General features: G+C 71.4%; 19 protein-coding genes. 14 read left to right on the top strand and 5 right to left on the bottom strand.

What is annotated here, in order from left to right; translation table 11 throughout:
• Positions 1 to 4 precede the first annotated feature (4 nt).
• Genes LXM64_RS15610 through LXM64_RS15590 form a run of 5 tightly spaced genes read left to right on the top strand, consistent with a single transcriptional unit; the run spans position 5 to position 4,284 of the window.
• Positions 5 to 415, top strand: a complete 411-nt coding sequence (locus LXM64_RS15610) for a Fur family transcriptional regulator (protein ID WP_137418581.1) — start codon at positions 5 to 7, stop codon at positions 413 to 415.
• Positions 399 to 1,439 carry a permease gene (locus tag LXM64_RS15605; RefSeq protein ID WP_234074016.1) on the top strand — a complete coding sequence of 347 codons (1,041 nt, stop codon included), beginning with the start codon at positions 399 to 401 and terminating at the stop codon, positions 1,437 to 1,439. Before LXM64_RS15610 ends, LXM64_RS15605 begins: the two co-directional genes overlap by 17 nt.
• The gene (locus LXM64_RS15600; protein ID WP_234074015.1) at positions 1,432 to 2,196 is read left to right on the top strand and encodes a TIGR03943 family putative permease subunit; all 765 of its coding nucleotides are present in this window, start codon (positions 1,432 to 1,434) and stop codon (positions 2,194 to 2,196) included. The genes LXM64_RS15605 and LXM64_RS15600 overlap by 8 nt, the downstream gene beginning before the upstream one ends.
• Positions 2,186 to 3,604: a hypothetical protein gene (locus LXM64_RS15595; RefSeq protein WP_234074014.1), complete on the top strand. Its 1,419-nt coding sequence runs from the start codon at positions 2,186 to 2,188 to the stop codon at positions 3,602 to 3,604. Before LXM64_RS15600 ends, LXM64_RS15595 begins: the two co-directional genes overlap by 11 nt.
• Entirely contained in the window at positions 3,601 to 4,284 is a 684-nt protein-coding gene (locus LXM64_RS15590; RefSeq protein ID WP_234074013.1) for a DNA-3-methyladenine glycosylase, read from the top strand. Before LXM64_RS15595 ends, LXM64_RS15590 begins: the two co-directional genes overlap by 4 nt.
• Here the strand turns inward: LXM64_RS15590 and LXM64_RS15585 are convergent.
• Positions 4,268 to 9,037, bottom strand: a complete 4,770-nt coding sequence (locus LXM64_RS15585) for an SCO7613 C-terminal domain-containing membrane protein (RefSeq protein WP_234074012.1) — start codon at positions 9,035 to 9,037, stop codon at positions 4,268 to 4,270. The two genes, LXM64_RS15590 and LXM64_RS15585, sit on opposite strands and share 17 nt — an antisense overlap.
• Before the next feature lie 297 nt (positions 9,038 to 9,334).
• On the opposite strand from LXM64_RS15585, the gene rpmB reads away from it, so the two are divergent.
• The 5 genes from rpmB (at position 9,335) to LXM64_RS15560 (ending at position 12,723) form a co-directional block, all read left to right on the top strand.
• Positions 9,335 to 9,571: a 50S ribosomal protein L28 gene (rpmB, locus tag LXM64_RS15580; protein WP_137418587.1), complete on the top strand. Its 237-nt coding sequence runs from the start codon at positions 9,335 to 9,337 to the stop codon at positions 9,569 to 9,571.
• Positions 9,571 to 9,741 (top strand): 50S ribosomal protein L33, encoded by a 171-nt coding sequence (rpmG, locus tag LXM64_RS15575; RefSeq protein WP_005051772.1) that lies wholly within the window; start codon positions 9,571 to 9,573, stop codon positions 9,739 to 9,741. The genes rpmB and rpmG overlap by 1 nt, the downstream gene beginning before the upstream one ends.
• 3 nt (positions 9,742 to 9,744) lie before the next feature.
• Entirely contained in the window at positions 9,745 to 10,050 is a 306-nt protein-coding gene (gene rpsN, locus LXM64_RS15570; protein ID WP_137418588.1) for a 30S ribosomal protein S14, read from the top strand.
• A gap of 258 nt (positions 10,051 to 10,308) precedes the next feature.
• Entirely contained in the window at positions 10,309 to 10,596 is a 288-nt protein-coding gene (locus LXM64_RS15565; protein ID WP_137418589.1) for an HU family DNA-binding protein, read from the top strand.
• Positions 10,597 to 10,689: 93 nt separating this feature from the next.
• Positions 10,690 to 12,723, top strand: coding sequence for a cytochrome c oxidase assembly protein (locus LXM64_RS15560; RefSeq protein ID WP_234074011.1), 2,034 nt, complete (start codon positions 10,690 to 10,692; stop codon positions 12,721 to 12,723).
• Position 12,724: 1 nt separating this feature from the next.
• Here LXM64_RS15560 and LXM64_RS15555 read toward each other — a convergent pair whose 3' ends face one another.
• Positions 12,725 to 13,789: a hypothetical protein gene (locus LXM64_RS15555; protein WP_234074010.1), complete on the bottom strand. Its 1,065-nt coding sequence runs from the start codon at positions 13,787 to 13,789 to the stop codon at positions 12,725 to 12,727.
• A gap of 86 nt (positions 13,790 to 13,875) precedes the next feature.
• On the opposite strand from LXM64_RS15555, the gene LXM64_RS15550 reads away from it, so the two are divergent.
• A complete protein-coding gene (locus LXM64_RS15550; protein ID WP_137418591.1) occupies positions 13,876 to 15,222 on the top strand; it encodes an ATP-dependent DNA helicase in 1,347 nt (448 codons plus the stop codon).
• Between the two features lie 94 nt (positions 15,223 to 15,316).
• Here the strand turns inward: LXM64_RS15550 and LXM64_RS15545 are convergent, their stop codons facing one another.
• Positions 15,317 to 15,970 carry a heme oxygenase (biliverdin-producing) gene (locus LXM64_RS15545; protein ID WP_137418592.1) on the bottom strand — a complete coding sequence of 218 codons (654 nt, stop codon included), beginning with the start codon at positions 15,968 to 15,970 and terminating at the stop codon, positions 15,317 to 15,319.
• Between the two features lie 66 nt (positions 15,971 to 16,036).
• Positions 16,037 to 16,345 (bottom strand): DUF2470 domain-containing protein, encoded by a 309-nt coding sequence (locus tag LXM64_RS15540; RefSeq protein ID WP_234074009.1) that lies wholly within the window; start codon positions 16,343 to 16,345, stop codon positions 16,037 to 16,039.
• Between the two features lie 76 nt (positions 16,346 to 16,421).
• On the opposite strand from LXM64_RS15540, the gene LXM64_RS15535 reads away from it, so the two are divergent.
• Together LXM64_RS15535 and LXM64_RS15530 are read left to right on the top strand one after the other, a co-directional pair.
• Positions 16,422 to 17,672, top strand: coding sequence for a serine hydrolase domain-containing protein (locus tag LXM64_RS15535; protein WP_234074008.1), 1,251 nt, complete (start codon positions 16,422 to 16,424; stop codon positions 17,670 to 17,672).
• Positions 17,669 to 18,541, top strand: coding sequence for an EamA family transporter (locus LXM64_RS15530; RefSeq protein ID WP_234074007.1), 873 nt, complete (start codon positions 17,669 to 17,671; stop codon positions 18,539 to 18,541). Before LXM64_RS15535 ends, LXM64_RS15530 begins: the two co-directional genes overlap by 4 nt.
• 4 nt (positions 18,542 to 18,545) lie before the next feature.
• Here the strand turns inward: LXM64_RS15530 and LXM64_RS15525 are convergent, their stop codons facing one another.
• Positions 18,546 to 19,499, bottom strand: a complete 954-nt coding sequence (locus tag LXM64_RS15525) for a nucleoside hydrolase (protein WP_234074006.1) — start codon at positions 19,497 to 19,499, stop codon at positions 18,546 to 18,548.
• 110 nt (positions 19,500 to 19,609) lie between these two features.
• Between LXM64_RS15525 and LXM64_RS15520 the strand changes: the two genes are divergently transcribed.
• Positions 19,610 to 20,434 carry a ribokinase gene (locus LXM64_RS15520; RefSeq protein ID WP_234074005.1) on the top strand — a complete coding sequence of 275 codons (825 nt, stop codon included), beginning with the start codon at positions 19,610 to 19,612 and terminating at the stop codon, positions 20,432 to 20,434.
• Positions 20,435 to 20,518: the final 84 nt, after the last annotated feature.

The raw sequence follows: 20,518 nt of genomic DNA, 5'->3' as shown, positions 1-20,518 counted from the left end.
GGGCATGGCTCAGCGCAACACCTGGCAGCGCGAGCGCGTCCGCGAAGCCCTCTCCGACGCGCAGGGTTTCGTCAGTGCCCAGACGCTGCACGCGCGGTTGCGCGACGACAACACCGGCATCGGCCTGGCGACGGTCTACCGCGCGCTCGCCGGGCTGGCCGCCGGCGGTGACGCCGACTCGTTGCAGAGCCCCGAGGGTGAGAACCTCTACCGCGCCTGCGTGACCAGCGGCCACCACCATCACCTCATCTGCCGGCAGTGTGGTCTGACCGTCGAGATCGAGGCCTCGGAGGTCGAGGAGTGGGCTCAGCGCACGGCCGCGAGCCACGGCTTCACCTCCGCCGAGCACGTCGTCGACATCTTCGGGCTCTGCGGTGCGTGCACCGCCGCCCGGGCGAATGAGCGTGACGACTAGTCGCACCGAGCGCGCGAGGTCGGCGCCCCCGCGGCGCTCGTCCGGCTCGCGTACGTCCGTGGCGCTGAGTCTCGGACTGGCGCTCATCGTCGTGATGGCGGCGATCTACATCTTCGCGCCGCAGCTCCTCCCGGCGGACGTCCCCACGCGCCTCCAGGACGGGGTCACGCTCGCGCTCAGCGTGCTCATCGAGTCGCTGCCGTTCGTGGCGCTGGGCGTCGTGCTCTCGATCCTCGTCCAGGTGTGGCTGCCCGCCGGCGTCCTGGAGCGGTGGATGCCGCGGCGCGCCTGGGCGCGTCGGGCGGTGCTGTCGCTGCTGGGCATGATCGTGCCGGTGTGCGAATGCGGCAACGTCCCGTTCGCGCGCGGCCTGCTCATGCGCGGCTTCAGCGTCTCCGAGACGATGACCTTCCTGATCGCCGCGCCGATCGTGAACCCTATCGTGATCATCACGACGCACCAGGCCTTCGGCTTCAGCGACGGCATCCTCATCGCGCGCCTGCTGGGCGGCTACGCGGTGGCGAACCTCATCGGCTGGCTCTACAGCCGTCACCCGTCGCCCGACGCCCTGCTGACCGACCGTTTCCGCGCGACGTGTGAGGTCGTCGTCCACGAGCGCGGCGGGCGCGGTCGCCGCTCCCTGGCGCAGTTCCTCGTCGAGCTGCGTGCGGTCATGCCTGCGCTCGTGATCGGCTCCGCGCTCGCCGGCGCGGTGCAGGTTCTCGTGCCGCGCAACGCGCTGTTGGCCATCGGCTCGAACCCCGTGCTGTCGATCGTGGCGATGATGATGCTCGCGATCGTCGTCTCCATCTGCTCGAACATCGACGCCTTCTTCGCGCTCTCCTTCGCCTCGACGTTCACCCCCGGCTCGCTGGTCGCCTTCCTGGTGACCGGTCCGCTCGTGGACGTGAAGATGATCGCCCTGCTGCGCACGACCTTCTCCACCCGCGCACTCGTCGGGATCGTCACCACGGTCCTGCTGTTCGCCTTCGCGCTCGGAGCGGTGGTGAATCTCCTTGCGTAGCGTCCTCACCCGTTGGCTGGGTGCGGGGCTCGCCGCGGCCCTCGCCGTCATCACCCTGGTGCTGGCCGTCACCGGCCGCATCGGCCTCTACATCAACCCGGACGGGGCGTGGTTCGCGATCGGCATGGCCGTCGTCGTGCTCGTCGGAACGGCGCTGAGCTTCGTGCTGCCGCTCGGGGCCGAGGACGACCACGGTCACGACCACGGCGACGCCCATGACGAGGATCACACGCATCACGGTCACGAACGCAGGGTGTCGGCGGGAGCCGTGGCCGCGGTGGCCGGCGGCGTCCTCGCCTCGGGCGTCGTCGTGACGATGCTGGCGCTTCCGCCGGCATCCCTCTCGGCGGAGCTCGCCGCATCCCGTGACGTCGGCGCGCCGCCGTTGTTCGCGGGATCGGATGTGATCTCGCTCGCCTCCACCGGCGACACGTCGAAGTTCGGGGTGGGGGACTGGGCCGCGGTGTTCGCCACGGCGACCAATCCCGACGCGTTCGAGGGCGACGCGGTGACCCTCACGGGCTTCGTCAGCGGCGACATCGACGGCGGGTTCGATCTCAGCCGCCTCGTCATCACGCACTGCGTGATCGACGCGCAACCCGCGCGCCTGGCCATCTCGGCGGATGCGGCCGCGCCGTCCACCGGGCAGTGGGTCACCGTCTCGGGCACGGTGCGCGCGACCGGGTCCGGACAGCTGGCGATCGTGGCCGAACAGGTCACGCCGATCGACGAGCCGAGCGATCCCTATGAGTACTGAGGCCCGGCGCCCCTCGCGACGCGAGCAGTCCCGGCGCCGCCGCATCCGCGCGTACCTCGGGGCGTTCGCGATCGTGTTGGCCGTGCTGGCGCTCGCGGGCGCCGCCGCGGGCGCGGTCGGAACCCTTCAGGGCCCGCGGGTGACGAACGTGCAGTTCGACCCGCAGGCGGCGGTGTCCACATCCGGCTCGCGCCTGATCCTCACCACGACGCAGACCCTCACGGCGATCGACCCCTCGCAGGTGACCGTCAGCCCGGTCGCGGACTTCGCCGTCGAGACATCCGGCCGCAGCATCGGGGTGCGCTTCACGCTGCCCCTCCGCGACGACACCGACTACACCGTCACCGTCTCGGGTGTCGCGGGGCAGGGATCGGATGCGGCCGTCACCCTCACCGAGAGCTTCCGCACTCCGCCGCTGTCGGTGTATCTGCTGCAGCGCGGCGACGACGGCGAGCACGACACCGTCTTTCGCACGTCGTTGTCGGGCGAGGACGCCGTCCCCGTCTTCACGCACCGGCACATCGAGGACTTCCGCGCGACGAGTGCGCACCTCGTCATGTCGGTCGTCGACGACGACGGCTCGAACGAGCTCATCGTGACCGACCCCGACGGGACGGAACAGCGCTCGCTGCCGCTTCCCGGAACGGGGCCGATTCAGGACCTGCAGACCGCGGATCGCGGCGAGACCATCGGCTACACCTACACCGACCCCGACATGTCGGCCGCGGGGGCCCGGGCGAGCGTGCTCTACACCGCCTCGCTCAAGCCGGCCGACGCCGACACCCCGCCGACGAGAATCGACGTGTCGGGTGAACCGGCGAGCGTCGCGCAGTGGAGCTTCGTCCCCGATACCGACAGCATCCTCATGCTCTCGTTCCAGGGCCGATTGCTGCTCGCACCGCCCTCGGGAGAGAATCCCGTCGATCTGGGAGCGGCCGCGCAGATCGAGGGCATCGCGCGCGGCTCGACGACGGCCATCGTGCTGCGCGCCGACGGACTCGTCACGGTCTCGCTCGTCGACGGCTCGGAGACGCCGCTCGTCTCGACGCAGGACGCGACGGGCTACCTCGGCGGCGTCGTGCCTCTCACCGGCGATCGGACGCTGCGTCAGTACACCGATCCCAATGGCGCCGGCTCCTCGCTTCTGCTGGTCGACGGCGAGGGCCACGCCAAGCCGGTCTTCACGGTGGCGGCGAGCTCGGCGCTGCTGCAGACGTGCGTCTCGCCGTCCGGTCGCTACGCGGCCGTGCTGGTGCAGCCGGATGCCGCCAAGAACCCGTACGTGACGAGCTACGCCCTGCCGGTGCCCGAGACGGTCGAGACCCACATCCTGGATCTCGACAGCGAGACCGAGGTGTCCAGCCTCGGCGCCTTCGACATCTCGTGGTGCCAGGTTCCGCTGCGATGACGACCCATGCACCGGCCACGCGCGAGGCGCTGAGGGCCCTGCCGGTGGAGGTCGCGCCGCTCCTGCTCGACGCGCTGCTCGAGGTCGAGCTCGACGGCGAACGGGTCGTGCTGCGCCTGAGCGAGGTCGAGGCGTACCACGGCCGCGGCACCGGTGACGTGCCCGATCCCGGCTCGCACGCCCGCATGGGACCGACGCCGCGCAATGCCACGATGTGGGGCGAGCCCGGCCACCTCTACGTGTACCTGAGCCACGGCATCCACTCCTGCGTGAACGTGGTCTGCGGCCCCGCGGGAGTCGCCGGCGGTGTCCTCCTGCGCGGCGCGGAGGTCGTCGAGGGCGCGGATGCGGCCCGTCGCCGCCGCAGCGAACGCGGTGTCGTTCGCCACGACCGGGATCTCGCCCGCGGACCGGGCCGCCTCGGCGACGCCTCAGGACTCCGTCATCCCGTGCACGACGGCATCGATGCGGTGACAGGTGGCGTGCAGGCGGGGGCGCGAGCCCGGCTCCTCCTCCCGGTGAGTCCTCGCCGAGACATCGCCACCGGCCCGCGCGTCGGGGTGGCGGGTGTCGCCGGCGGCGACGACTTCCCGTGGCGCTTCTGGATCCCCGACGACCCCACCGTCTCGGCGTTCCGCTGGGGACGCGGCGCCGGACCCGGGCTCAGCGCAGCGCGGTGACCGCGGCGAAGGCCGCCTTGAGCGCCCGCATCCGCTTCTCGTAGCGGGCAGCCAGGAAGATGAGCGCCACCCCGCCGAGCCCCAGCCACAGCCACCAGAAGGCGACGTAGGCGGCGGCGATCCAGGGCCACAGCTGCGCGATCGCGTGGGCGAGCAGCACCGCCGAGCCGACCACCAGCGGCGCCTGCAGAGCGCGGACCGCGCCGATGACGACGAGGGCGATCGCTACGGCGCCCAGCGCGACCACGCGCCACAGTGCGGCATCGGGATCGACGTCGTACGCGAGCGACGGCAGCGTCAGCAGGGCGAGCCAGCCGCCGAGCGCGGGCCATGAGCGCCGCGCGGGTTCGGCCCGCATCCGGGCGAGGCCCACCGCGAGTCCCGCGAGAGCGGGCGGCAGCGTGATGACTTCGATCATCGTGATGACCGCGGGCGCCGTCGACGCGGCGGTGACGAGGGCGAAGGCGCTGGCGGCGCCCAGCAGCACGAGACCGTTCCGGCGGCGAAGCGCCCAGCCCGCGGTTCCCGCCGCGCTCAGCACGACCATGATCAGCAGGACGCGGACCGCGAGTCGCGCGCCGTCGAACGCGGCGAGCTCGGCGATCGTGAGCGCGCCGACCGCGGCCGAGAGCACGATCATGGCGGCGACGTCGACGCGGCTGCCGGAACGCGTGCGCAGCGCCGCGACCGCGATGGCGGTGACGAGCCCCAACGCCGCCAGAGCCCAGATCTCCGGTTCGATCGTGAAGAGGACGCCCGGCAGCTCCGTCAGCAGCAGGATGCGGATTCCCGCCGCCGTGGCCAGCGTCACCGCGCTCGCGACCGCCGCGACGGCGGCGACGCCCCGCCAGCGCTCGTGTCCGAGCACGAGGGCGGACGCCACACCGACCAGCGCTGCGGCGCTCATCGTCACGGCGGTCGTCGTGGGCGCTCCGTCGAGCCGTAGGGCGACGGTCACGACCACGAAGGCCGAGCCGACCGCGGCGACGGATGCGGGGACGCCTGCCCGTGCGCCGATCCGGACGAGACCCGCCGCAACGGCGACCGAGCCGACGCCGACGACCAGAGACGCGATCGTGGGGGCCACCGCATCCGTTCCCACACCGCGCACCGCCATCGCCCAGGCGGCGACGAGGAGCACGAGCACGGAGGGCGTCTTGAGGCGGCCGATGTCGGGCAGGGGGGCGAGCACGACGACGAGGGCGGCCGCGAGCGACAGCGAGATGACCAACCACGTGCGCAGCGGCTCGACGGGTGCGAACACGCTCGGCAGGGCGGTGATCGTGAGGCCGGCCAGCCACGCCGCGCGTTCGAGGGCGCTGGTGCGGTCGGCGCGGACGGCGGCGAGGACGGCCCCTGCCGCGAGCGCGACGCCGGCGGGTGCGAAGGCCAGCTCGACCTCGGTGAACACGCCGCCGGCGAGCATCAGGGAGCCGGCGATCAGCGCGACGGCCCATGTGGTCCAGCGCAGTGCCGGTGTCAGCGGGATGCGGTGCGCACCGGCGGATGCCAGGTGCAGGGCGAGCAGGACGAGAACCAGGGTCAGACCGACGGCGAACGAGTCGTGCGTCGCGACGGCGCTGATGACGGCGGCCGCAGCCACGACGGTCGCGACGGGGCCCGCCGCAGTCGCGACGCTCACCGCGGCGGCGGAGGTCTCCCGCGCCAGGCCGACACCGACGATCAGCGTCACCGCCACGGCCGCGGCCGCCCATAGGCCGGCGACCTCGGGTCCGGTGATGACGAGGCCGCTCGCCGCCAGCAGCAGTGCGCCGAGCGCCGTGGCGGCCGCGGCGAGTCCGGGCGGGGAGGAACGAAGGCGCCCCAGGAACGCCGCAGCGCCGGCGACGGCGGTGGCGATCGCGGCCGCGGCGATTCCGCGCGTCGCGTCGCCGCTGAGGGCGGTGGCCGCGGACGGCAGAAGCCCCAGACCCACGCCGAACGCCGCCGCGAGCGTGGCCTCGGGGACGCGGCCGAGTCCGCTCAGCAGGACCGCGAAGGCGATGAGGCCCACGGCCGGTGGAACGACGTACGCCTCCAGGGCGGCGTCGGGCCATGCCGGCCCGAGCCACAGCCACAGCGCCGCGGTCCCTCCCGCCAACGCGGGCCAGGCCAGGAGACGCCGCGGAGCCGCGGCGAGCGGAACTCCGCCCGCGCCCTCGGCGCGCCAGCCCCGGGTGACGGATGCGGCGCCGATCGCGATCGCGATGATCGCGACGAACGCCCCACGCCATTCGGTCGGGATCGGAAAGAGCACCCGACCGTCCGGGAGGGGACTCGGCCACGCCGCCAACAGGAGTACGACCGCCGCGCCCAGATCCGCCGCGAGCCGCACCCGAGGCACGCGTGCGCGGAGCGCGAGGACCGCACCGCCGGCGATGACGGCCGCGGCGACCGCAGCCGTCACCAGTGCGGTGGTGAACGGCGGTGCGCCGACCAGGGTGAGCAGAGCCACTGCACCGGATGCCGCGGCGGGCGCGACGAACGCGGCACTCGCCCAGCCGACCGGGCTCTCCCGGTGCCGCGCGGTCAGTGCCATCAACGCGACGACAAGCAGAGCCGCCCGCCCGATTCCGAGGCCCGGTTCGAGCAGGGCGCGCTCGGCGAGCGGCGAAGCGCCCAGTGCCGCCGCGGCGGGGAGGGAGACGGCGAGCAGCACGGTCGTCGCGAGGGCGAGCGCCCGGCGCGACGCGGCGTCGCGCCACCCGAGCAGCGAGGCGAGCGCCGAGACCAGTGCGATCCACTGCAGCAGCACGAACGCGCAGCCCGCGGCGGCCGCATCCGATGCTCCGCCGAGCTGCACGCTCAGCGCGTTCGGCGCGATCGTCGACGAGACCGCGAGCACGCCGATCGGAAGGACGGCGAAGGCGACGGCGAGCCCGCCCGCTGCGCGCGCGGCGAGCCGATGAGCGACGGGCAGCAGTGCGGCGACGGCGACCGCGGCTACCCACAGCCAGATCGCCGACAGGCCGGTCAGGTAGGCGGCGCCGGCGCCGATGTAGCCCGCGACGACCCATCCCGTCGTGTCCGTACGCCTGCGCATCGCGACGACGGATGCGACCGCGACGATGACACCCGCAGCGACCGCGACCGCGGGGATCAGCGTGAGGGCCGCGGCGGAGGTCAGCAGGAGGGTGCCCACAACCGGACGGACGTGCCGCATCGAGTCTCGTCGTGCCGCGGGAGCGAGGAACAGGAGCACGCTGAGCACGGCCGCCGCGACGAGTGCGAGCAGCGGAATCTCGAGTGAGCCGCCGGCGGCTTCGAACGCCGGTGTGCGCCACAGCGGCCAGTTCCCGTACATCGCGAGCGCCGCGCGGGTCGACCACATCACGATCTGCACGGCGAGCGAACAGACCGCGACGATCCCGGCGGCGATGGCCGCGGGGATCAGCCAGGGCAGCCGGACCCGCAGACGATCCAGCGCGACCGCCGCGGCGACCGCCAGGACCGGCGCCACAAGCACGCCGAACACGGGCAGATCGCTGCGGGCGGCGAGCTGCCACCCGGCGGTCGCGAGGGAGAGGGCAGCCAGCACGGATGCCGCAGCGCCGAGCCACGCGCCGGCGACGCGCTCGGGTGCGGCGGGGCGCAGCACGAACGCGTACGCCGAGCCGATCAGGATCACGCCGCCGTTGGCCCAGATCGCTGCGCCGATCCCCTCGGCGAACAGCGGCGTCAGCAGCGCGCCCGCTGCGAGGGCGGACAGGCCGACGATCGCGAGCACGAACCGCTCGACGGCGCCGGTCTCGCCCGACCGCGCCGACGATGCGGGCGCGGGGAGCGCATGCGCGAGCCCGCCGACCGCGGCGCCGAGGAGTCCCGCGATCAGCGCCTCGGGCGACGGCAGCGCGACGGCGCCGCCGACCAGGAACCCGATCCCCGCGGGGAGTGCGAGGGATGCCGCGAGATCGGGAGTGCGCAGACGCGAGAACCGGGCCCATGCGCGGCCGATGACCGCCACCGTGAGGGCGCCGATGCCCGTCCACACGGCCGGTCGGAAACTCGCCGCGCCGAACAGATCGTTCGCGTACACCGCCCAGGTGTCGAGCCCCAGCAGCACGACGCCGAGCGCTGCGATGCCCTCCGCCGTGGCCGTGAGGCGCCTGCGCCGCAGCAGCGACGCACCGCCGATCGTGACGAGCGTGATCGCGCCCACGATCACCGCACGAAGAGCGATGCCGGCCACGAACCAGGCGAGCAGCAGGAAGAACACCGCCGCGATGCCGACGAGAGAGACGCCCACGATGAGCAGCAACACCGGCACGGTGAGCCGCCGCCGGCGGGGTGCCGGCGGCGGCGCCGCGGGACGCGGGGATGCGGGGGTGACAGGTGCGGAGCGGACGGGCTCCACACGTGCGGCGTCGGCCGCGACGGGCGCGGCGAGGGGTTCGGACGCGACAGCGGCGGCGCCGACGGGAGCGGGGATGACGGGGGCCGGCGGCGGGGCGGCCTGCTGCTGGGCGGCGAGGGCGGCCTGCTCGGCGAGGGCGGCCTGCTCCGCGAGGGCCGCCTGGCGCGCGGCGACGGCGCTCTCGCGGACGGCGGTCATGATGCTCTGGCGTGTGGCCTCCGCATCCGCCATCATCTGGCCGATCGCGAGCACCTGCCCCATGCGCGGGTCGTCCAGCGGTTGCCCGCAAGCGGGGCAGGGTGACCCGCTGATCACCGTGAAGCAGAAGGGGCACCTGTGCGGATCGGCGAGCTCGCGCGCGGAGGCGGGCCAGCGGCCGCCCTGCGGTGTATCCGTCATCGTCTCCCCCGAATCGACGGCGTCGCGGCCGTCACGCCATCGTGGCAGCGCGGCACCTGTCGGGAGTGTCAGCGCGCGGTGCGCTGTGGACAACGTGGGGTGACGGTCGGCGGGGGAGGGGGCTCGTCAAGGCGACACGCCGCACGTGCTAGACTGACTCCTTGTCTGTGCGCACTCCTGCGCGCAGTTCGTGTCCACATCCTCTTCCGGGTCGGAAACGGCCGGGTCGATCGTGGGCGCAGACAAGGGATCTTGGGTGGCGCCGTCCGGCGTCACGGTACAGAAGGAGACATCACCATGGCAGCAGTGTGCCAGGTGACTGGAGCGGTTCCCGGCTTCGGTCACAACATCTCGCACTCGCACCGCCGGACGAAGCGCCGCTTCGACCCGAACGTGCAGAAGAAGACGTACTACGTGCCCTCGCTGGGTCGTAACGTCAAGCTCAACGTCTCGGCGAAGGGCATCAAGGTCATCGACGCACGCGGCATCGAGTCCGTCGTCAAGGACCTCATCGCGAAGGGTGTGAAGCTCTAATGGCGAAGAAGGCACAGGACGTCCGTCCGATCATCAAGCTGCGTTCGACCGCCGGCACGGGCTACACCTACGTGACGCGCAAGAACCGTCGCAACAACCCCGACCGCATCGTGCTCAAGAAGTACGACCCGGTCATCCGCAAGCACGTCGAATTCCGAGAGGAGCGCTGATCCATGGCTAAGAAGAGCAAGATCGCGCGCAACAAGCAGCGCCAGGAGGTCGTCGACCGCTACGCCGCCAAGCGCGCCGAGCTGAAGAAGGCGCTCGTCTCGCCCGAGTCCACCGACGAGCAGCGCGAGGCCGCCCGTGTCGGCCTGCAGAAGCTGCCGCGCAACGCGTCGCCCGTGCGCCTGCGTTCGCGTGACGTCATCGACGGCCGCCCCCGCGGTGTGCTGTCGAAGTTCGGCATCTCGCGTGTGCGCTTCCGCGACATGGCCCACCGTGGCGAGCTGCCCGGTGTGACCAAGTCCAGCTGGTAAGCACCCGCATCCGCACGAAGGCCCGGAACCCCTGAGGTTCCGGGCCTTCGTCGTTCTCGGACGCCCGGTTGGGCCGATTCCGACCCATTTGGGTGATTTCGGGTGAGACACGCCGTCGGATGTGGGCGGTTCACGCCCATAATCCGCGGAATCACGGGGTTCGTGGGTATATTCGTGCTCGGTCGATCCGACCAACCGGGGCCGAGCCCCGGACCGAAGTCAAGAAAGCGGCGCACCGCCGCCTGGAGGACAACCCACATGGCCGACAAGTCCATCACCAAGACCGAGCTCGTCGCGAGCATCGCCAGCGCCACGGGACAGAGCCAGTCCACCGTGTCGAGCGTGCTCGACTCCCTCTTCTCCACGGTCTCCGAGGCCGTCGCCAAGGGCACCAAGGTCTCCATCCCCGGTTGGATCGCGTTCGAGCAGGTCGAGACCTCCGCTCGCACCGGCCGCAACCCGCAGACCGGCGCCGAGATCGCCATCCCCGCCGGCAAGCGCGTCAAGGTGACCGCCGGTTCGAAGCTCAAGGCTGCCGTCAAGTAATCGACGACCGTCTGTGAGGGGGGAGCCGTCAGGCTCCCCCCTTTTCGTCGTCTGGGCGAGCTGACAGCGCAGCGCGCCTAGGCTGGAGCAGTGATGACGACCGCCTCCGCCCGCGCCGCCGGACCCCGTTCGGGCGGTCCCGGAACGGTCTCGGCGACCACGTTGCGGGTTGCGGGTCCGGTCATCCTCGGAGTCACTGCTCTCGTCGCCCTCATCGTCGCCCTGGCCTACGGCGGGGGCGCCGCGCCGCTCGTCATCGCCGACGCCGGCCCCGTCGTCCGCTGGGGACTTCCCATCGCCACCCTCGTGCTGAACCTCGCGGCGGCGACCATGGTGGGCGCTCTCGTGCTCGCGCTGTTCGGCCTGCGGCCCGAGGACCGCGCCTTCGAGGTCGCGCTGGACACCGCATCCATCGGCGCCGCGGTGTTCACCGTCGCCGCCGCCGTCACCGGGTTCTTCACCTTCGTCAACGTCTTCAACGCAGCCCCGAGCGCGGATGCGGTCTTCGGACAGCAGCTCGGCCGCTTCCTCGTCGAGGTCGAGCTCGGGCGGACATGGCTCATCACCACCGTCGCCGGCGCCGTGCTCACGGTGCTCACCTTCGCGGTGCGCGCGTGGACGCCGACCCTGCTCGTGGCCATCCTCGCGCTGGCCTCGCTCGTTCCGATGGGCACGCAGGGCCACTCCGGAGAGCTGGCGAACCACAGCGTCGCCGTCACCTCGCTCGTGCTGCACATCCTGGCCGCGGCAGTCTGGCTGGGAGGGCTCGTGCTGCTGGTCGTGATCCGGCCGGTCGTGGCGCGCTCGAGTCAGATCGCCCTGTTGCGGCGCTACTCCAGCATCGCGCTCGTCGCCTTCATCGTCGTCGCGGTCTCGGGCTCCGTCCGTGCATGGGTCAGCGTGGAGGCACTGCCCGCTCTCCTCAGCCCCTACGGCGGCATCCTCGCGGTCAAGGTCGTGGCCCTGATCGGACTCGGCCTGCTCGGCGCCTGGTACCGGCTGCGGCTCATCTCGCGGATGAACGAGAACGCGAGTGCCCGGCGGTTCTGGACGCTCATCGCCGTGGAACTCGCCCTCATGGGCATCGCCAGCGGAGCCGCCGCCGCTCTCGCGCGCACGCCTCCGCCCACCGATCAGCAGCCGCCGGTGGCGCGCACTCCTGCGGAGTTCCTCACCGACGCGCCCGTACCGCCGGAGCTCACGCCGCTGCGGTGGATCACGGCGTGGAACATCGATCTGCTGTGGCTGTTCGTCGTCGCCTTCGGAATCTTCCTGTACCTGGCCGGTGTGTGGCGCCTGCACCGCCGCGGCGACCGCTGGCCGATCTATCGCACGATCATGTGGGTCGCCGGCATGCTGCTGCTGCTGTGGGTCACTTCGGGTGCCGTGAACGCGTATCAGGAGTATCTGTTCAGCGTGCACATGGTCGGCCACATGCTGCTGACGATGGCGATCCCGCTGCTGCTCGTGCCCGGCTCACCGGTCACGCTGGCACTGCGCGCCATCCGCAAGCGCGACGACGGTACGCGCGGCGGTCGCGAGTGGATCCTGTGGGCGGTGCACACGCCCTTCGCCAAGGTCGTCACGCATCCGATCTTCACCGCGCTCAACTTCGTGGCGTCGCTGTGGATCTTCTACTACACAGACTTGTTCCGGTGGTCGCTCTACGACCACCTCGGGCACATCTGGATGGTGACGCACTTCCTGATCACGGGCTACCTGTTCGTTCTCTCTCTCATCGGGATCGACCCGGTGCCGCTGCGCTTCCCTTACCCGTTCCGGCTGCTGACCCTCGTGGTCGTGATCGCGATGCACGCCTTCTTCGGTGTGGCGATCATGATGCAGACGGGCCTGTTCGCCGCCGAGTGGTTCGGCGCGATGGGTCGGACCTGGGGCGCGACGCCGCTCGAAGACCAGTACGTCGGCGGCGGCGTCGCCTGGGGCATCGGAGAGATCCCTTCCCTCATCCTCGGCATCACCGTGGCGATCCAGTGGAGCCGCAGCGACGAGCGCCTGCAGCGATCCAACGACCGCCAGGCCGATCGCACCGGCGACGCGGAGCTCGAGGAGTACAACGCACGTCTGGCGGCGATCGCCGCCCGCGACGCGCGTCGCAGTCAGGGCTGACTCAGAGCCCCGGGTCGTAGCCGCCGATGCGGATCGACGCGGTTCCGTCCGGGAGGATGTCGATCGTTCCGTTCACCACGAACGGTACGTCCTCGGAAACCTCGCGCAGCGAACCGTCGGCCAGGGAGCGCACCTCGAGATCGATGTGCGCGACCGCATCCGCGTCGGGGATGACCCATCCCGCACCGTTGGGAAGGACCTCGACGGTGGGTTGTTGCGTGATCGACCAGGTCGGGAGCTTCTCGACGCGGTTGCGCACCACGAAGCCGAACGGGCAGCCCGTCGGCTGCAGCACCTGCTGCGTGCTGCACGCGGTGAGGAACTCCTCGACGCGCTGCTGCACGACCTTCACGAACTCGTCGGTCGGCTTGGTCTGCACGGTGACGGGCACGTTCACCATCGGCGCGTCCGCGAGAACGGCGAGCCCCTCGGACGTCGAGAGCGCGCTGTTGACGGTGACCGAGTAGAGGTTCGGCGAGAACACCAGCAGCGACACGGGCGCGACGGGGTCGGCGTCGACGCCGTCGGGGGAGACCTGGCGACGGTCGACGCGGAATCCGTTGACGTCGAACGTGGACGAGCCGAGGACCATGAGGTTCATGACGGCGAGGGGGCTCTGGCTGAACCGCCACGTCGGGATGAAGCCGAGCGTCCCGTTGCTGCGGACCCGGAACGAGGTGGTCCCGTCGTGCCCGCCGGCGACGTAACTGGCGGTCACGACGGTGTCGGCGCCGTCGGTCTGCTCGGACACCACGTGGGCGTCGGTGAGGGAGCCGAGCGCGGCGCTGCGCAGGAGTGCGTCGGATGCGGATGCGGGCAGTCCCGCATCCGTCAGCTCCGAGGAGTCGAGCGAGACGCCGGGCAGGGCCAGGGCGTCAGCGGCGCGCCCGGACTCGAGCATGCTGAGATAGCGCTGCACGAAAGCGGAGGGGCTGTAGAACTCCTGGTACAGGGCAGCCGTGCCGGCGCCCAGGGCCGCGAGCAGGAGGGCGCCGATGAGGCCGAGGGTCGTGAGATCGAACGCCAGGCGCACGCCGGGGCGCCGGGTTCGTCTCAAGCGGCTCACGGGCCAAGTCTAGGAAAGGGTCCCCGCGAAAGCGCGGGGAGTCGCCCCCGGGCGTCATGCGGCCGCGCGGCGCCTAGCATGGATCGGTGAGCACCCCCGCCCTGTCCGCCGAACAGCAGGCGTTGTTCCGGCTCATCGAGGACACCCGGGAGCACGTGTTCGTCACCGGTCGCGCCGGCACCGGCAAGTCGACGCTGCTGCAGCACCTGGCGTGGAACACGTCGAAGCAGATCGCCGTGTGCGCTCCGACCGGCGTCGCCGCCCTGAACGTCGAGGGCCAGACCATCCATTCGTTGTTCCGGCTGCCAATCGGGCTCATCGCGAACAGCGAACTCGACCAGTCGGATGCCACGCGCAAGCTCCTCAACGCGATCGACACGCTCGTGATCGACGAGATCTCGATGGTCAACGCCGACCTCATGGACGCCATCGACCGCGCGCTGCGCCAGGCCCGGGGTCGGCGGGCGGAGCCCTTCGGCGGCGTGCAGATGGTCATGTTCGGAGACCCGTACCAGTTGGCGCCCGTTCCGCCGCGGGGTGACGAGCTGCGCTACGTGCGCGACCACTATCACTCGTTCTGGTTCTTCGACGCGCACGTGTGGGCGGGGGAGTCGAGCGGTGACGGTCTCATGGACATGGGGCGGTACGGCGCCGATCTGCACGTGGCCGAGCTGCGCGAGATCCATCGGCAGTCGGATCCGGGGTTCAAGGCGCTGCTGAACGCGGTGCGCTACGGCCAGGTCACCGCGGACATGGCCAAGATCCTCAACGACACGGGCGCCCGCACGCCCCCCGAGTTCTCCGCGGACGAGCCCATCATCACGCTCGCGACCCGCAACGACCGCGTCAACGCGATCAACCGGCGCCACCTCGATGCCCTGTCCGGTCGCGTGCAGACCGCGCACGCAGAGGTCAGTGGGGACTTCGGGCGCGGGGAGGCCGCCTTCCCCGCCGAACAGGAGCTGCAGCTGAAGGTCGGCGCGCAGGTCATGTTCCTGCGCAACGACACCCAGTCCTACGGCGACGGGCCCCGATGGGTGAACGGCACGATCGGCACGGTGGTCAAGATCGCCGGGAGCATCGTCCGGGTGGAGATCGACGGCCGCGACTACGACGTCGAGCCCGCCGTCTGGGAGCGTTTTCGTTACGCGTACGACGCCGCATCCCGCTCGCTCAGCCGGGAGGTCGTGGCCGAGTTCACGCAGTTCCCGCTGCGGCTGGCGTGGGCGGTCACGATCCACAAGTCGCAGGGAAAGACGTACGACCGCGCCATCGTGGATCTCGGGGCGGGAGCCTTCGCGCCCGGGCAGACGTACGTCGCGCTGTCCCGGCTCACCTCGCTCGACGGCCTGTACCTGTCGCGGCCGCTCCGGCCCTCCGACATCCGCGTGGACCCCGACGTGCAGCGGTTCATGTCCCGCGCCCGCGCCTGACCGCATCCCCTCGCTCCCGGTTCCGCTCCCCGGGGGTTCCCCCTCCTCGGGCCGAGCAAGGCAGCGCCCCCACGCACGGATGCGGCGCGCCGGGTCAGGCGGCGGCTTCGGCCTTCGCCCGGGCGAGGTCCTCGAACAGCTCGGTGTTGAAGCGGTAGGCCAGGAGCACCTCGTCGATCACGCGCTCCTTCTCGGCCTCGTCCCAGGGGGCGGAGTCGAGCTGCACGCGGTAGTGCTCCTTGAACTCCTTCGGGTCGGCGATGTCCGCGAAGATGTAGAACCCGATGCCGTTGGTGTCGAAACCGAACCGGCGCTGCATGAGCTTGCCGATGAACAGCCCGCCCGACAGGTCGCCGAGGTAGCGGGTGTAGTGGTGGGCGACGAATCCGCCCGGCCACGTCGCGCCGACCTGGTTGATGCGGTCGACGTAGCGCCGGGTGGTCGGCAGGGGCTCGATGCGCTCGCGCCAGTCGGGACCGACGAGGAACTCGAGATCGGCGGCGAGAGCGGGAAGGCGGGTGAGGCGCTCGCTGATGAACACCGCCGCCACGGGGTCACGCCGCATCCGCTCGGCCGCCGACTCCAGCGCCTCGTAGATGAACCAGTGCTGCGCGACGAGCGCGATGTAGTCATCGCGCGTGCCCTCGCCTTTGATCAGGTCGGACATGAATCCGGCGCCCTCGCTGCCCGAGTGGGCACCGCTGGAACGTTCGCGAAGGGCTGCGGAGAACGGGATGGGCTCGCTCATGCGGCCCACTATACCTTCAGGTAAGCAGAACCTAAATCGTCAATTCGCCCAGGATGTCGGATGCGGTCAGTGAGGGCGCGGCTCGATGCCCAGCTCGGCGCATGCGGCGTCATACAGCGCAACGATCTCGCGTCGCACCTCGGCTCGCTGGGTGATGGGACCGCCGGGCCACGTCAGCCGCATGTCGACGCTCGCGCCCCCGGCAGCCGTGATGACCCAGTCCCCGCCGTCGCCGTCGAATCCGACCATGCGGGCGCCGACGGGCGCCGGATGCGGGCCGAAAGCGCGTGCGAAGAGCATGTTGTCGTCGGAGTGATCGGAGTTCATGTGCCCGAGAACACCGGCCAGTGTCTCGTCGTCGAAAACGTGGGTCATGCAGCACAGCCTAAGAGCCGTGATGGTCTTGTGATGTGGGTGTGTTTGAATGCTGGAGCACGACCGCGGGGGTGAAATGCCGATCAGTTCCGGCTTCAAACGCGCTGCCGCCGCGATCGCCGGCGCAGCTGCCGTCGTTCTCGCGCTCGCGGGATGCACGCCGGCCAAGAGCGTCGAGATCGACATGCCCACGCAGGTGGAGGGCGCCTTCCCGGCAGACACGCAGACGCAGCTCGAGTCAGCGGTGAACTTCGCGATGGCCGCGACCGGTTCGACCGGCGCGATCGTCGGTGTCTGGGCGCCATGGAGCGGGTCATGGGTGGCCGGTGTCGGCGATGCCTCGGTCGACGACGTGTTCCGGGTGGGCGATCTCACCCGCCCGATGATCTGCGACGTGCTCTACGAGATGGTGGATGCCGGCACGGTCTCGCTCGATGACGAGGTGCGCACGTACGTCCCCAGTGTCGCCGGTCTCAGCGGCGTGACCCTCGGGATGCTGTGCGACGGAACGAGCGGTCTGGGCTCGTACGGTGCCGTGCTGCAGGACGACGCGATCGGCCTGCCCGCCCGCGAGTGGAACGCCGCGGAGCTCGCCGCCTACGGCATCACCGGGTTCGACCCGGCCACGGCGGGCGCTGCCTGGCGCGACTCCGACACGGGGTACGTGCTGCTCGGGCTCGCGCTCGAGAACGCCGGCTCCCAGAGCGCCTCAGCCCTGCTCGACGAGCACGTTTTCGCGCCGCTGGGGCTGAGCCGCACCAGCCTTCCCGGGCGCACCGCAGCGAAGCCAGGACAGCCCTCGCTGACGGGTCTGTTGTCGCAGCCCGGCCCCGACGGTGCCATGAACTGTGCCGAGCCGCGCGACATGACGACCATGTCGTCCAGCTTCGGCTTCACGAACGCGGGAGTCGTCTCCACGATCGCCGATGTGGGCCGCTACACGCAGGCGCTCGCCGCCGGAGCGTTCGGCGGCGAGGAGCGCTTCGCGTCCCCGATGCTCGTCTCCCCCGACCAGCCGTCGTGGCTGACCGCCACGGGCGGCGCCTTCCAGGCCGGTTCGCTCATCGGACAGTTCGGTTCGGTGCCGGGGTACATCACCGCATCCTTCGCCGACCCGACCACCGGCATGACCGTCTCTGTCGTGCTGAACAACTCGGCGGCCACCGACCTGGTGGGCGCGTACCTCGCGTGGGAGCTCGCCTCCATCGCCTCCAAGGCGCCCGCGGCCAGCGGCCAGAGCGCCCCGGATGCGGGTCTGCCCTGGACCGCGCAGCAGTATCACGACGCGATCGCCGCTGCGGCCGTGTGCCCGCTGCCCGCTTCGTGACCGCTCGCTCCGGATCCACCTCCGCCGTCGCCCTGGTCCTGGTCGGCCTCGCCTGCCAGGAGGTCGGCGCCTCGCTCGCCGTTCTGCTGTTCGATGAGGTCGGACCGCTGGGCATGGTCATGCTTCGGCTCGTCTTCGCGGCGATGGTGCTGTTGCTCATCGCACGACCGAGCCTGCGGGGGCATTCGCGGGCGGCCTGGCTCGCGGTCGTCCGGTTCGGGCTGGTGCTGGCGCTGATGAACGGGCTGTTCTATCTCGCTCTCGAACGCCTGCCGCTCGGCGTCACCGTGACGATCGAGGTGCTCGGGCCGCTGACGCTGTCGATCATCGCGGCGCGTCGGGCCTCCGCATGGCTCTGGGCCGGACTCGCGTTCGTGGGCGTCGCTGCGCTCGGCGGGGGTGGCTGGGACCGCCTGGATGCACTCGGTGTGGTCTTCGCGCTGGGCGCCGCCGCGAGCTGGGCGCTGTACATCCTCGCCTCGGCGCGGGTCGGACGCGAGTTCGTCCGGCTCGACGGCCTCGCGTTGGCCATGGCCGTGGGCGCCGTGCTCTCGCTCCCCTTCGGCATCGCGGATGCGGGCGGCGCGCTGCTGCGGCCCGACCTGCTGGCGCTCGGGGCCGGGGTCGCCGTGCTGTCCTCGACGATCCCCTACGCGCTCGAGCTGTCCGCGCTGCGGCGACTGGCCGCATCGACGTTCGCGATCCTCATGAGCCTCGGACCGGCGACGGCGTCGATCGCCGGTTTCCTCCTGCTCGGGCAGCACCTGAGCGTGCTCGAGATCGCGGGCATCGCCTTGGTGATCGCCGCCAGTATCGGCGCGGTGCTGATGGCCCCGCGGGCCCGCCGTCAGGATGAACCGGTGGCCTGAGCGCTCAGCCCGCGAGGATCGTGTCGATCAGATGGTCCGCCACACCCGCGTCGACGTCGAGCACGATGCGCGTGCGCACGCCGTCGTGGTCGCGCGCCGCGATCCGCTGACCGCGCAGGTCGGCGATCGTCTGACCGCGCCCCGGTCCGTCGGTGACGTCGACCGTCACCGGCACGCGGGGTGCGCGTGACGGTGTGATGCCGCCCACGATCGCGGCGGCGAGCGGGTCGTGCAGCGCGCACGTGCGGTGCCCGTAGGTGTCGCGGTAGAAGTCGAAGTAGTGATCGAGGATGTGGCCGATCGCCGAGACGAACGGGCGATCGTCGGCGACGAGTCTTTCGCGCTGCTGTTCGCTCATGGTGTGCTCCATGGTCGCGTCCAGGGGCACGAGCGTCACATCCCAGTCGGCGGCGAGGAGCGCTGCCGCCGCCTGCGGGTCGTTGTAGACGTTCGCCTCCGCGGCTGCCGTGATGTTGCCGGGCGCGAGGGCCGCGCCGCCCATGGCCGTGACCGCGGCGACGCGCTCGGGCAGGGTGGGATCCGCCTCCAGAGCGTGCGCGAGGTTCGTCATCGGCCCGATCGTCAGCACGTGCAGGCGTCCGGCGTGGGCGTGGGACAGGTCGATGAGAAGCTCGACGGCGCTGCGCGAATCCGCCGCCCGCGGGCTCCGGGGCAGCTCGACGCCGCCGATGCCGTTCTCGCCGTGCACCCACTGCGCGCCGCCCCCGTAGGGGTGGTCGAGATGATCGTGTGCGCCCTGCGCCACGGGGATGTCGTCGCGGCCCGCGAGGGCGAGCAGGTCGAGCGTGTTGCGCGTAGCCTCGGCGGCGGAGATGTTGCCGCTGACGGTGCCGACCCCGACGAGGTCGATCGTCGGAGACGCCAGCAGGTATGCCAGCGCGACGGCGTCGTCGACGCCGGTGTCGCAGTCCAGGTAGACGGGGGTGGGCTCGGTCATCGTTCTCCTCGGTGGGTCGGGGCGCGACCCCCTCGTCCGCCTGTTCGGTTATATCTCCTCCGGCGCCGAGGTGCCGCATCCGGGGCTTCGGCGCGTGGTGGAATGGGTGGATGCTCGGTCCTCTCTGCGTCGTCGGAAGTATCAACGTCGATCTGACGGCCACCACCGATCGGCTGCCAGGCGCCGGGGAGACCGTCCTCGGCGGTCGGTTGCAGCGCGACGCGGGAGGCAAGGGCGCCAACCAGGCGGTGGCCGCGGCGCGTCTGGGCGCGCGCGTGCGCATGGTCGGGGCCGTCGGTGACGACACCGACGGTCACGCGATGCTGCAGAACCTGCGGGATGCGGGCGTCGACACGAGTGGCGTCTGGCTCGGCGACGATCCGACCGGGACCGCACTGATCGTCGTCGACGGGTCCGGGGAGAATCAGATCGTCGTGTGTCCGGGCGCGAACGACACCGTGCACCTGGACGGCGTGGACTTCGCGGCGGACGAAGCGGTACTCGCGCAGCAGGAGATCCCGGTGTCCGCGATCGCGGCGCTGGCCGGGGTGCCCGGCTTCCTCGCGCTGAACGCGGCGCCCGCGCGCGAGGTGCCGCAGGCGGTGCTCGAGCGTGCGGACCTCGTGATCGTGAACGAGACCGAGTACGAACTGCTGCCGGCGCTCGCCGCCGCCCGCCGTGTGGCGGTCACCTACGGCACCGACGGTGCAGCGCTGCGGGAGGGCGGCCGCGAGGTCGCACGGGTGAGCGCCCCGCGGGTCGCCGCGATCAACTCCGTCGGGGCGGGCGACGCGTTCTGCGCCGCACTGACCTTGGCGTTGCACGCCGGATGGGACGACGTCGCGGCCCTCACCGCCGCCTGCGCGGTCGGCGCCGATGCGGTCACCTACGAGGGCGCGCAGCCGCCTCTGCGCCGCCTCGAGACCTACCGCTGACACGGTCCGGCGGCGGGGGACGCGGGTCGGACCCGTGGGAATTGTCTGGACAGATGTCGAAGAACTCAGCGTGAGGCGCGGAGC

The organism is Microbacterium binotii (assembly GCF_021398715.1).
Classification (GTDB): Bacteria; Actinomycetota; Actinomycetes; order Actinomycetales; family Microbacteriaceae; genus Microbacterium; species Microbacterium binotii_A.
This window is presented reverse-complemented; position numbering and strand designations above follow the sequence as displayed.

What these genes read in the sequence shown, in the direction of transcription:
- LXM64_RS15610 (WP_137418581.1), top strand. Translation starts at nt 5, where the DNA reads ATGGCTCAGCGCAACACCTGGCAGCGCGAGCGCGTCCGCGAAGCCCTC.
- LXM64_RS15605 (WP_234074016.1), top strand. Translation starts at nt 399, where the DNA reads ATGAGCGTGACGACTAGTCGCACCGAGCGCGCGAGGTCGGCGCCCCCG.
- LXM64_RS15595 (WP_234074014.1), top strand. Translation starts at nt 2,186, where the DNA reads ATGAGTACTGAGGCCCGGCGCCCCTCGCGACGCGAGCAGTCCCGGCGC.
- LXM64_RS15590 (WP_234074013.1), top strand. Translation starts at nt 3,601, where the DNA reads ATGACGACCCATGCACCGGCCACGCGCGAGGCGCTGAGGGCCCTGCCG.
- LXM64_RS15585 (WP_234074012.1), bottom strand. Translation starts at nt 9,037, where the DNA reads ATGACGGATACACCGCAGGGCGGCCGCTGGCCCGCCTCCGCGCGCGAG.
- rpmB (WP_137418587.1), top strand. Translation starts at nt 9,335, where the DNA reads ATGGCAGCAGTGTGCCAGGTGACTGGAGCGGTTCCCGGCTTCGGTCAC.
- rpmG (WP_005051772.1), top strand. Translation starts at nt 9,571, where the DNA reads ATGGCGAAGAAGGCACAGGACGTCCGTCCGATCATCAAGCTGCGTTCG.
- rpsN (WP_137418588.1), top strand. Translation starts at nt 9,745, where the DNA reads ATGGCTAAGAAGAGCAAGATCGCGCGCAACAAGCAGCGCCAGGAGGTC.
- LXM64_RS15565 (WP_137418589.1), top strand. Translation starts at nt 10,309, where the DNA reads ATGGCCGACAAGTCCATCACCAAGACCGAGCTCGTCGCGAGCATCGCC.
- LXM64_RS15560 (WP_234074011.1), top strand. Translation starts at nt 10,690, where the DNA reads ATGACGACCGCCTCCGCCCGCGCCGCCGGACCCCGTTCGGGCGGTCCC.
- LXM64_RS15545 (WP_137418592.1), bottom strand. Translation starts at nt 15,970, where the DNA reads ATGAGCGAGCCCATCCCGTTCTCCGCAGCCCTTCGCGAACGTTCCAGC.
- LXM64_RS15540 (WP_234074009.1), bottom strand. Translation starts at nt 16,345, where the DNA reads ATGACCCACGTTTTCGACGACGAGACACTGGCCGGTGTTCTCGGGCAC.
- LXM64_RS15535 (WP_234074008.1), top strand. Translation starts at nt 16,422, where the DNA reads ATGCCGATCAGTTCCGGCTTCAAACGCGCTGCCGCCGCGATCGCCGGC.
- LXM64_RS15525 (WP_234074006.1), bottom strand. Translation starts at nt 19,499, where the DNA reads ATGACCGAGCCCACCCCCGTCTACCTGGACTGCGACACCGGCGTCGAC.
- LXM64_RS15520 (WP_234074005.1), top strand. Translation starts at nt 19,610, where the DNA reads ATGCTCGGTCCTCTCTGCGTCGTCGGAAGTATCAACGTCGATCTGACG.